At 71.2% G+C, this 11,207-nt stretch carries 10 protein-coding genes and 1 pseudogene; 8 read left to right on the top strand and 3 right to left on the bottom strand.

Features of this window, described 5'->3' with window-relative positions:
* The 3 genes and pseudogenes from OEY_RS29440 to OEY_RS0107425 all read left to right on the top strand — a co-directional run.
* A pseudogene (locus OEY_RS29440) lies at window positions 1-494 on the top strand (IniB N-terminal domain-containing protein); the annotation flags it as partial.
* Window positions 495-613: 119 nt separating this feature from the next.
* A complete protein-coding gene (locus tag OEY_RS0107430) occupies window positions 614-2,440 on the top strand; it encodes a dynamin family protein (protein ID WP_010593261.1) in 1,827 nt (608 codons plus the stop codon).
* Window positions 2,437-3,888, top strand: coding sequence for a dynamin family protein (locus OEY_RS0107425; protein ID WP_010593260.1), 1,452 nt, complete (start codon window positions 2,437-2,439; stop codon window positions 3,886-3,888). The genes OEY_RS0107430 and OEY_RS0107425 overlap by 4 nt, the downstream gene beginning before the upstream one ends.
* A gap of 73 nt (window positions 3,889-3,961) precedes the next feature.
* Here the strand turns inward: OEY_RS0107425 and OEY_RS0107420 are convergent, their stop codons facing one another.
* Window positions 3,962-4,870, bottom strand: coding sequence for a type IV toxin-antitoxin system AbiEi family antitoxin domain-containing protein (locus tag OEY_RS0107420; RefSeq protein ID WP_010593259.1), 909 nt, complete (start codon window positions 4,868-4,870; stop codon window positions 3,962-3,964).
* Window positions 4,871-5,038: 168 nt separating this feature from the next.
* Window positions 5,039-5,536 (bottom strand): hypothetical protein, encoded by a 498-nt coding sequence (locus OEY_RS0107415; RefSeq protein WP_010593258.1) that lies wholly within the window; start codon window positions 5,534-5,536, stop codon window positions 5,039-5,041.
* Window positions 5,537-5,775: 239 nt separating this feature from the next.
* Here OEY_RS0107415 and dnaK point away from each other — a divergent pair, with 239 nt between their 5' ends.
* The 4 genes from dnaK to OEY_RS0107395 are packed head-to-tail and all read left to right on the top strand — an operon-like array spanning window position 5,776 to window position 9,883.
* On the top strand, window positions 5,776-7,620 hold the full coding sequence (dnaK, locus tag OEY_RS0107410) for a molecular chaperone DnaK (RefSeq protein ID WP_010593257.1): 1,845 nt from the start codon (window positions 5,776-5,778) through the stop codon (window positions 7,618-7,620).
* Complete coding sequence (grpE, locus tag OEY_RS0107405) at window positions 7,617-8,261, top strand: nucleotide exchange factor GrpE (RefSeq protein ID WP_010593256.1); 645 nt, start codon at window positions 7,617-7,619, stop codon at window positions 8,259-8,261. The genes dnaK and grpE overlap by 4 nt, the downstream gene beginning before the upstream one ends.
* Before the next feature lie 33 nt (window positions 8,262-8,294).
* Entirely contained in the window at window positions 8,295-9,476 is a 1,182-nt protein-coding gene (dnaJ, locus tag OEY_RS0107400; protein WP_010593255.1) for a molecular chaperone DnaJ, read from the top strand.
* Complete coding sequence (locus OEY_RS0107395) at window positions 9,476-9,883, top strand: heat shock protein transcriptional repressor HspR (RefSeq protein WP_010593254.1); 408 nt, start codon at window positions 9,476-9,478, stop codon at window positions 9,881-9,883. Before dnaJ ends, OEY_RS0107395 begins: the two co-directional genes overlap by 1 nt.
* Before the next feature lie 112 nt (window positions 9,884-9,995).
* Here OEY_RS0107395 and OEY_RS0107390 read toward each other — a convergent pair whose 3' ends face one another.
* Window positions 9,996-10,376, bottom strand: coding sequence for a hypothetical protein (locus OEY_RS0107390; protein WP_010593253.1), 381 nt, complete (start codon window positions 10,374-10,376; stop codon window positions 9,996-9,998).
* 149 nt (window positions 10,377-10,525) lie between these two features.
* Here OEY_RS0107390 and OEY_RS0107385 point away from each other — a divergent pair, with 149 nt between their 5' ends.
* The gene (locus tag OEY_RS0107385; RefSeq protein ID WP_010593252.1) at window positions 10,526-11,158 is read left to right on the top strand and encodes a response regulator; all 633 of its coding nucleotides are present in this window, start codon (window positions 10,526-10,528) and stop codon (window positions 11,156-11,158) included.
* Window positions 11,159-11,207 lie beyond the last annotated feature (49 nt).

Here is an 11,207-nt window from a genome sequence, read left to right as displayed (position 1 = left end):
ATCTGGGTGCGGGTCTCGGTGGGGGTCTGACCGGTGGTCTCGGCGAAGCGCCCGACCTGGGCGGCGAGCTGGCCGGTGGCCTGGCCGGTGCGACCGACCTGGGCGGCAGCCTCGGCGCCGGCCTCGACGGCGCCGCGGGCGGCGCGTCGCAGGTCGGGGGCGCCGTCACCGGCGGTGTCGAGGGTGCCGTCACCGGCGGTGTCGAGGGCGCCGTCACCGGCGGTGTCGAGGGAGCCACCGACGCCGGCGGCTCGCTCGGTGCCGGCCTCGGCGGTGCGGTCGAGAGCACCTCGCAGCTCGGCGGCCAGCTCTCGGGCACCGCCGACGGCGCGACCGGTGCCTGGTCGTCCATCGACGCCGGTGACGCCTTCGGCAGCGCCGGCGGCACCGGTGGCCTGTTCGGTTCCGCCGAAACCGGTGCCGACTTGCACGGTGGGATCGACGCCGGCGCCGGCGCGGACACCGACCCGGACTTCGACACCTTCCTCGGCTGACTCACTGCACGGACCCCGATGCCGGCCCCGCGTGCACCACACGGGGCCGGCGTTCTTCGCAGAGGACATAATCTCGGTGCAGCCCGCACTCCGACAGAAGGCGAGTCGAAGCGATCACCATGCACACGTCCTCCGCAGATGCCGCCGCTCGCCGCGCGGCCCTCGTCGAACTGATCGACGCGGCCGCCGAACACATCCGCGCCGCCGAGCGCGGAGACCTCGCCACCAGGCTCGAGGCGGCGCGCACCCGCGTCGTCGACCCGCGCCTGCGGGTCGTCGTCGTCGGCCAGCTCAAACAGGGCAAGAGCCAGTTCGTGAACTCGCTCCTCAACCTCGAGGTGTGCTCGGTCGGCGACGACGAGACCACCGCCGTCCCCACCGTCGTGCAGAACGCGGACCGCACCTTCGCCGAACTCGTGCTCGCCGAGCCCGGCCGCGATCCCGTCCGGGTGGACCTGCCCGTCGACGAGCTGCAGCGCGTCACGCCCGCCACGCCGCGCGCGGGCGGGCGCGAGGTGCTCCGCCTCGAGGTGAACGTGCCGAGCCCGCTGCTGGCCGACGGCCTCGTCCTCGTCGACACACCCGGCGTCGGCGGGCACGGAAACCCGCACGCCGCAGCAACATTGGGCCTGCTTCCGGCCGCCGACGCGGTGTTCGTCGTCTCCGACGCCAGCCAGGAGTTCACCGAGCCGGAACTGAGCTTCCTGCGGCAGGTGCTGCAGCTGTGCCCCGCCGCGGCGGTGCTGATCACCAAGACGGACCTGTACCCGCACTGGCGCGAGATCGTCGCCGCGGACCGTGGGCACCTGCAGCGCGCGGGCCTCGACGTGCCCCTGCTGCCCGTCTCGTCGCTGCTGCGCAGTCACGCCCTGCGCCTCGACGACGCGTCGCTGCACGAGGAGTCGGGCTTCGAATCGGTCTACGGGTTCCTCCGCGAGCGGGTCGTCGCGCGCGGCGCCGACGTCGCCAGGCGTTCCGTCGCGCTGGATGTGAAGTCGGTCGTCGAGCACGTCGCCCTGAGCCTGGGCAGCGAGCTGGCGGCGCTGCGCGATCCCGAGACCGGTGCGGCGGCCGTCGCGGAGCTGCAGCGGGCCAAGGCCGCCGCGGAGGCGCTGCGCACGCGGGCCGCCCAGTGGCAGCAGACCCTGGCCGACGGGATCGCGGACCTCGCCGCCGACATCGACCACGACCTGCGGGACCGGCTGCGCCGCGTCACCCGCGAGGCCGAAGCCACCGTCGACGAATGCGACCCGGGCGAGGAATGGCCGCGGATCGGGGAATGGCTCGGTGAGCAGGTCGCCGAATCCGTCGGCGACAACTTCGTGTGGGCCCACGAGCGTTCGGTGTGGCTCGCCGAGGTCGTCGCCGGGCACTTCGCCGACAGCGGTGCCGTGGACCTGCCGGACCTGCACCTCGGCGACCTGGAGGGGCTGCTCGAGCCCGTCTCCCGGCTCTCGGACCTCGAATCGGGCCGCATCGGTGTCGGCCAGAAGATGCTCGTGGGAATGAAGGGCTCCTACGGCGGCGTGCTCATGTTCGGGCTGATCACCACGCTCATGGGTATGGCCCTGGTCAACCCGATCTCCGTCGGCGCGGGAGTTGTGCTCGGCACCAAGGCCTATCGCGACGACAAGCAGGCACGCATCGTCAAACGCCGGGCCGACGCGAAGGTCGCCATCCGCAAGTTCACCGACGACGTCGGCTTCCAGGTGGGCAAGGAGTCGAAGGACCGGCTCCGGCTGATCCAGCGCCAGCTGCGCGACCACTTCACCGAGCTGGCCGAGCAGACGTTGCGGTCGCTGTCCGAGTCGCTGCGCGCCGCGCAGGAGGCCGCGACGGTCGAGGAAGCGCAGCGGCAGCGCCGCGTCGCCGAACTTGAGACGCACGTGCGTGCGCTGACCGCGCTGCGCGAACGGGCCGCACAGCTGGCCGGGGCCGACGCGTGAGTGTCGAGCAGGCCCGCGAGCTCGTCGCGGCCGCGCGTGCCCGGTACGGAAGCGACCCGCGCGCTGCCGAGCAGCTCGCGCTGTGCGCGGCGCGGCTCGAACAGCCGCTGCGCGTCGCGCTCGCCGGGTCCCTCAAGGCCGGCAAGTCGACGCTGCTCAACGCCCTCGTCGGGCAGGACATCGCCCCCACCGATGCCACCGAGTGCACGCGCGTCGTCACGTGGTACCGCAGCGGCTCGACCCCCTCGGTCACCGCCCACTACGACGGCGACCGGATCCTGCCGGTGCCGGTGCAGCGCCGCGACGGCCGGCTCACCTTCGATCTCGGCGAGCTGACCGCGGACCGGGTGGACCGCATCGACGTCGAGTGGCCCGCCAGTGCGCTCGCCCAGACCACGATCATCGACACTCCGGGCACGTCGTCGCTGTCACAGGACGTCTCGGCCCGGACGTTCGAGCTGCTGACCCCCGACGACGAAGCGTCCGGCGCCGACGCCGTCGTCTACCTGATGCGCACCCTCGGTGCCGCCGACGTGCAGTTCCTCGGCCGGATCGGCCAGCACGTGGGCGGCGAGTCCGGCCCGCTCGGGGTGATCGGCGTGGTCTCCCGCGCCGACGAGGTCGGCGCCGGCCGCATGGACGCGATGATGTCCGCCAAGGAGGTCGCGGCCCGGTTCGCGGGCGAGCTCGAGCGCACCGGACTGTGCCAGGCCGTCGTGCCGGTCGCGGGGCTGCTCGCGCTGGGCGCGCGGACGTTGCGGCAGAGCGAGTTCGCCGCGTTCGAGGCGCTCGCGCAGGTGCCGTCGCAGGACCTTCAGGTGGCGATGCTGTCGGCGGATCGGTTCGCCCGCCCCGACATCGCGCTGCCCGTCGATCCGGGCACCCGGGCGCACCTCGTCGACCGGTTCGGCCTGTTCGGGATCCGCATGGCCGTCACGCTGATCGGTCTCGGGGTGCGGGACTCGCCGACGCTGGCCGCGGAGCTGGTGGCGCGCAGCGGGCTCGACGAGCTGCGCCAGGTGATCGACGTGCAGTTCGGCCAGCGCGCCGATCAGCTCAAGGCCCATTCGGCGCTGATGTCGCTCGAACGGGTCCTGCGCGCCCACCACGACGGCCCCCTGCTCGCCTCCGTGCAGCGGCTGCTCGCCGACGTCCACGGTTTCACCGAGCTGCGCCTGCTCGGCCGCCTGCGCTCGACCCGGGTCACCCTGAGCGAGGACGACGTGCTCGAACTGCAGCGCCTGATCGGCGGTTTCGGTATCGGCCCGGCCCAGCGCCTGGGTCTCGCGCCGGATGCGACCGTCGCCGAGATCCACGCCGCGGGCGTCGCCGCCGTCCGCACCTGGCGCGCCCGGGCCGAGCACCCCCTGCTCGACCGGTTCACCGCGAACGCGTGCAGCGTGGCGGCCCGCAGCGGCGAGGGCATCCTCGCCGACGTCGCGGGCTGATGCGCGCGTCGGTGCCTCTTGCGCGCGTAAGAACAAGCGCAAGAGGCACTTTCGCGCGCAAAGCTTGGGGGCTTCAGCGTCGCGCCCGCTGTGCCGCCTGTCCGAACCGCGCCTGCACGACATGGAAACGGAACAGATCCGGCCACGTCCATCGGATCACTTCGAAACCGAGCTGCCGGATGGCGTCCTCCCTCAGCTTCTCCCGGCGGACGATCTCGGCGGTCGCACCGGGCTCGTCGGCACCGTACTTCCCCATGCCGTCGAACTCGCCGGCGATTCCCTCCCAGTAGAAGTCGGTGCGCGCGACGAACCGGCCGTCGCCGGTCCGCAGCTCGTGCTGCAACTGCGGCCGGGGCATTCCGGCGTCGAGCATCCGCAGCCTGCTCAGGGATTCACCGGGACTTTCGCTGCGTCCGTCCAGGAAGGGCACCACCCGCCGTGCGGAGGCGATTCCGGCCTTCGTCCCCGAAGTTGCCAGGGCGACGGACAGCGCGCCGGGGTCGACGCGACGCAACCGCAGCGCCGAATCGCCGATCACCGTGGCGCGGTCCGAGGGCAGGGTGCGGGCCAGATCGACGACGGTGCGGGCGGCGGAGGTGACCGGCAGTCCGTCGCACGTGGCGATCTCGTCGGCGCCGTACCCGCCGACGTGGACGTGCAGGTGGGGGGTCCGGCGACCGCCCGACGTGCGCCCGCGGGTGACGTGCACGCGGGAGAGGTCCACGTTCCACAGGTCGAAGCCGTGGAGGACGGCGGCCGAGACGTGGCTGAAGACCGCGTCGGCGTCCAGCGCGGGGGCCAGGGCCTGCACGCGCAGCCGGTGCCGGTCGACGTCGTCGAGGCCGTCGGTCTCGTGCCGCCGAAGATAGATGCCGGGAGCGATCCTGCGCAGGCGTCCCGTGCGCAGCGCGTTGCGTAGTTCGGTGGGTGTGTGTCCGGACGCGAGCAGGTCCGCACGTCGTAGTGGTGTCGGGTCGTTCATGCCGACCAGAGTGGGGTGGACATCCGTCGGTCGCGCGCGCTCGGCGGCGTGCGGGCCGGATCTGTGGATGAAGCCGCCGGTTGTGGACAACTCCTTGCGCGCGTCGCTGCCTCATGCGCGCGTGAGAACGCGCGCATGAGGCACTTTCGTGCGCGACGAGCAGTGGGGTCAGCGACGCCAGGTCGCGACCGCGCCGACGACGGTGAGCCCGGCCCACAGCAGGGGAGCCCACAGCAGGACGCCGGCGGTGGCGTCGCCGGCGTCGGCGAGGACGCTGCGGGCGGCGACGGCCGTGACGACGGTGGCGACGGAGACGACGGCGAGTGCGGGGCGGGCCCAGGGTCGGCCGCGGCGCAGGAGCTCGAGGAAGACGGCGGCGAGCGCGACGAGGAGCAGGCCGGCGGCGGCGAAGCCGGTGAGGGTGAGGGCGACGGTGTCGGCGATGCTCGCGGCGGTGGTGCCGGGGTTGGCGCTCCGCAGCGACTGCTCGAGGGCGTCCCGGACGGATTCGCGGTCGAGGTAGACGGCGCCGAGGAGTCCGGCGAAGACGACGAACGACAGGCCCCAGGCCGAGACTGCGGCGCCGACGCGGGGGCCGGGGGTGTCGGCTGTGCGGAGCGGGGTGACCGAGAACTCGGGGCGAGGCGGCTGCGGGCGTGTGCTCACTCCGGGATCGTAGCCTTCGCCATTTTGTGTGATCCGAGTCACGAAGGGAACAACCCGCGGTGGTGTGCCGTTGGAGAAAGCAGACAACTTGAGCGACAGCGACTCAACTTTGACTTGACTGGGACTTCCGGACGGGTGCAAGCTTGAGTCGACTGCGCTCAGCTGAGTCGGATCGGCTCAGGTTGTGCATGAACACCCATGTGGCACGGATGTGTCGCAGCGAAGAATGGAGAAGCACTATGGCTCGTGCGGTCGGTATCGACCTCGGAACCACCAACTCCGTCGTTTCCGTGCTGGAGGGCGGCGAGCCCGTAGTGGTCGCCAACTCCGAGGGATCGCGCACCACCCCGTCGGTCGTCGCCTTCGCCAAGAACGGCGAGGTGCTGGTCGGCCAGCCCGCCAAGAACCAGGCGGTCACGAACGTCGATCGCACCATCCGCTCGGTCAAGCGCCACATCGGCACCGACTGGACCGTGGAGATCGACGGCAAGAAGTACACCTCCCAGGAGATCAGCGCGCGCACGCTCATGAAGCTCAAGCGCGACGCCGAGGCCTACCTCGGTGAGGAGATCACCGACGCCGTCATCACCGTCCCCGCCTACTTCGAGGACGCACAGCGGCAGGCCACCAAGGAAGCCGGGCAGATCGCCGGCCTGAACGTCCTGCGCATCGTCAACGAGCCCACGGCCGCTGCCCTCGCCTACGGCCTGGACAAGGGTGAGAAGGAACAGACCATCCTGGTCTTCGACCTCGGCGGCGGCACCTTCGACGTGTCCCTGCTCGAGATCGGCGACGGCGTCGTCGAGGTCCGCGCGACCTCCGGCGACAACCACCTCGGCGGTGACGACTGGGATCAGCGCGTCGTCGACTGGCTGGTCGAGAAGTTCAAGGCGCAGCACGGCGTCGACCTGACCAAGGACAAGATGGCCCTGCAGCGTCTGCGTGAGGCCGCGGAGAAGGCGAAGATCGAGCTGTCGAGCTCGCAGTCGACGTCCATCAACCTGCCGTACATCACGGTCGACGCGGACAAGAACCCGCTGTTCCTCGACGAGCAGCTCTCGCGCAGCGAGTTCCAGAAGATCACCTCCGATCTCCTCGACCGCACCCGCGCGCCGTTCCAGCAGGTCATCAAGGACGCCGGCATCTCCGTCAAGGACATCGACCACGTCGTCCTGGTCGGCGGCTCGACCCGTATGCCTGCCGTCACCGACCTGGTGCGTGAGCTGACCGGTGGCCGTGAGCCCAACAAGGGCGTGAACCCGGACGAGGTCGTCGCCGTCGGCGCCGCCCTGCAGGCCGGCGTCCTCAAGGGCGAGGTCAAGGACGTGCTGCTGCTCGACGTCACCCCGCTGTCCCTCGGCATCGAGACCAAGGGCGGCGTGATGACCAAGCTCATCGAGCGCAACACCACCATCCCGACCAAGCGGTCGGAGACCTTCACCACGGCCGACGACAACCAGCCGTCGGTGCAGATCCAGGTCTTCCAGGGTGAGCGCGAGATCGCGGCGCACAACAAGCTGCTCGGCTCGTTCGAACTCGGTGGCATCGCCCCGGCTCCGCGCGGCGTCCCGCAGATCGAGGTGACCTTCGACATCGACGCCAACGGCATCGTGCACGTCACCGCGAAGGACAAGGGCACCGGCAAGGAGAACACGATCAAGATCCAGGAGGGCTCCGGCCTCTCCAAGGAGGAGATCGACCGGATGATCAAGGACGCCGAGGCGCACGCCGAGGAGGACCGCAAGCGTCGCGAGGAGGCCGAGGTCCGCAACCAGGCCGAGTCGCTCGTGCACCAGACCGAGAAGTTCCTGCAGGAGAACGAGGACAAGGTCGCTGCCGACGCCAAGGGCAAGGTCGAGTCCGCGATCAAGGAGACCAAGGACGCGCTCGCCGGCACGGACATCGCCGCGGTGAAGACCGCCGTCGAGAAGCTCGCGACGGAGTCGCAGGCCCTCGGTCAGTCCCTGTACGAGTCGCAGGCCGCCGACGCGGGTGCTGCCGCCGGTGACGGCGCGGCTGCGGGCTCGGACGACGTCGTCGACGCCGAGGTCGTCGACGAGCCGACCGACTCGGAGAAGAAGTGACGGCGGGGCAGCCCGAGCAGGAGCCGGTGACCGTCACCGACAAGCGTCGGATCGACCCCGACACCTTCGAGGTTCGCGACCCGGACGCCGGGTCGCAGCCTGTGGAGGAGACGGACACCGAAGCTCCGGCTGCGGGAGAACACGAGGAGGCCGCGCTCGCGGCCGAGCCGTCGCCCGAATCGGCTCAGCTGGCCGAGCGCACCGCGGATCTGCAGCGCCTCACCGCCGAGTACGCCAACTACCGGCGTCGGGTGGAGCGCGAGCGGGTGGTCACGACCGAGGCGGCCAAGGCCTCGGTGGTCACCCAGCTGCTCGACGTCGTGGACGACCTCGACCGGGCCCGCGCGCACGGCGACCTCGAGCAGGGGCCGCTGAAGTCGGTGGCGGACAAGCTGACCGGCGTCCTGTCGGGCCTGGGGCTCCAGCCCTTCGGTGACCCGGGCGACGCCTTCGACCCGGAGATCCACGAGGCCGTGCACATGGAGGGCGACGGCGCCAACCCGGTGCTCGACACGGTGCTGCGCAAGGGATACCGGCTCGGTGAGCGGATCCTGCGGCACGCGATGGTGACCGTGACGGACACGGTCCCGTCGGGCGACGCACCGGCCGAAAAGCCGGATTCCGGTGCGGACGACGAGTAAGTACAGAGAAGCAGCGAGAGGAGGAGACACCCGGTGAGCCAGAGGGAGTGGATCGAGAAGGACTTCTACAAGGAGCTGGGTGTCTCCTCCGACGCGACGGCCGACGACATCAAGAAGGCCTACCGCAAGCTGGCACGGGACCTGCATCCCGACGCCAACCCCGGGGACACCAAGACGGAGGAGCGCTTCAAGGCGGTCAGCGAGGCGTACGCCGTGCTGTCCGACCCGGCCCGGCGCAAGGAGTACGACGAGACTCGGCAGATGTTCGCCTCCGGCGGCTTCGGCGGCGGATTCCGTCCCGGTGCCGGTAGCGGCGGGTTCTCCGGCGGAACCACCACCTTCGATCTCGGCGACCTGTTCGGTGGCGGGGGCGGCGGCGCCGGCGACGCCGGTCTCGGCGATCTGTTCGGCGGTCTGTTCAACCGCTCCGGTGGCGGGGGCGCGCGTACCACGTCGCGGCCCCGGCGCGGGTCCGACGTGGACGCCGAGACCACGCTCGACTTCCGCGACGCAGCGCTCGGGGTGACCGTCCCGCTGCGGCTGACCAGCCCGGCGCCGTGCACCACCTGCCACGGCAGCGGTGCCCGTCCCGGCACGAGCCCGCGGGTGTGCCCGCGCTGCAACGGAAGTGGCATCGTCTCGCGCAACCAGGGCGCGTTCGGATTCTCCGAACCGTGCGACGACTGTCGCGGCACCGGTTCGATCATCGACGAGCCCTGCACCGACTGCCGCGGGTCCGGTATCCAGAACCGCACCCGCACCATCACGGTCCGGATCCCACCCGGGGTCCGCGACGGCCAGCGCATCCGGCTGCCCGGTCAGGGCGAGGCCGGCCTGCGCGGCGCCCCGTCCGGCGACCTGTTCGTCACCGTGCACGTCCGTGCCGACAAGGTGTTCGGCCGCGACGGCGACGACCTGACGCTGGTCCTGCCGGTCAGCTACGGCGAACTGGTGCTCGGCACCACCGTCTCGGTTCCCACCCTGGAGGGACGGGTCGGCCTGAAGATCCCGGCCGGCACCGCCGACGGGCGGGTGCTGCGGGTGCGCGGGCGCGGCGTCCCCAAGCGCGGGGGCGGCGCCGGTGATCTGCTGGTGACGGTCAAGGTGGCCGTGCCCCAGAATCTGGACGATCAGGCGATCGAAGCGCTGCGGGCGTACATGCACGCGGAGCAGGCGAACGGCTTCGATCCACGGGCGGGCTGGGCAGGTGCATGATGAGCGAGAACCGCAACCGGAACGATTCCCCGATGGACCCCGACGCCCGGGTCTACGTGATCTCGGTGGCGGCGGAACTTGCCGGCATGCACGCGCAGACACTGCGCAACTACGACCGGCTCGGCCTGGTCACCCCGCACCGCACCCGCGGTGGTGGACGCCGCTACTCGCCCCGCGACGTGGCGCTGCTGCGTGAGGTGCAGCGCCTGTCGCAGGACGAGGGCGTGAACCTTGCGGGCATCAAGCGGATCATCGAGCTGACCAACCAGGTCGAGGCCCTGCAGCAGCGGGTGTCCGAGATGGCAACCGAGATCGCGCAGCTGCACGCGTCGCGCCGGGCGCTGGTGCCGATACCACGCAGCAACGCGCTGGTGGTCTGGAAGCCGAAGCATCAGCGCGACCGGTAGCCCTGGTCAGCTCCTGCATTCACCCGATACCGTTGTGGCCGAATGTCACATCGCGTCGATTCGATCGACGCGATGTGACATTCGGTCGTTACGCGGTGCGGCCGTTCGGCTGTCAGGTGGGGTCCAGGATCGACACCGAGTAGTGCGCGCACATGTGCGGGAAGCGCCGGTCGATCTGCGTGTGGACGACGTATCCCGCGTCCGGTTCGATGCGGGTGCCGTCGACGCTGCTGTCGCCGTACCGGTACGTCTGGGCGAGGAAGATCGCGCGGACGCCGCCGGGTAGCGAATACGTCAGCCGGATCCCGATCCCGAGTTCGTCGCCGGTGCTCGCGGCGACGGTCGCGGCTTCGCCGGGCCGCAGCGACGACGGCGGTCGAAGAACCCACCGGCCCTCGGGCAACGCGCTGTCGCGCAGCACCATCGGCTCGCTCGTGTCGTTCCTGATGGTGAGTGCGACGCTGGGGCACGCGACCGGGTTGCGGGTGTGCATCGGATGCTCAGGACCCTCCTGCTCGGGGATGCCCCAACTATGCGCCGCTTCCCGCCGCCGGTCTTTCCCCCGACCGGATGCGGCGAGGGGGGAATTTCCGTGTCCCCCGACCGGGGGACACGGAAAGCGTGCCCGTGCCACGATGAGATATGCCCGTGCGCGTGGTGGTCGGCGACGACCACCCCCTGTTCCGCGACGGGGTGGTACGGGCATTGTCCGGCAGCGAACGGATCGAGGTGATCGGCGAGTCCGGGGACGGTGCCGCCGCCCTGGATCTGATCCGCACCCACCGGCCGGACGTGGCCCTGCTCGACTACCGCATGCCGCACCTCGACGGTGCCGCGGTGGCGGCCGCCGTCCGGCGCGACGGGTTGCCCACGCGAGTGCTGCTGCTGTCCGCGCACGACGACGCCGCGATCGTCTATCACGCGCTGCAGGAGGGCGCGTGCGGATTCCTGCCCAAGGAGTCGACGCGCGCCGAGATCGTCGCGGCGGTGCTCGACTGCGCGGACGGCCGCGACGTGCTGGCCCCGGAGCTGGCCTCCGGGCTGGTCGCGGAGGTGCGCCGGCGCAGCGAACCGTCCGGGCCCGCGCTCAGCGACCGGGAACGGCAGGTGCTGACGATGATCGCCCAGGGCCGGTCCGTTCCGTCGATCGCGGCGCAGCTGTACCTGGCGCCGTCGACGGTGAAGACGCACGTGCAGCGCCTCTACGAGAAGCTCGGGGTGTCCGATCGGGCCGCGGCGGTGGCGGAGGCGATGCGCCGGGGAATGCTCGAGTGAGCGACCGGGACGCCGCGGTCGGGGACTACTCCGGCGACACGGTCCGCTG

It is taken from the genome of Rhodococcus sp. P14 (genome assembly GCF_000256505.1).
Classification (GTDB): Bacteria; Actinomycetota; Actinomycetes; order Mycobacteriales; family Mycobacteriaceae; genus Rhodococcus; species Rhodococcus ruber.
This window is presented reverse-complemented; position numbering and strand designations above follow the sequence as displayed.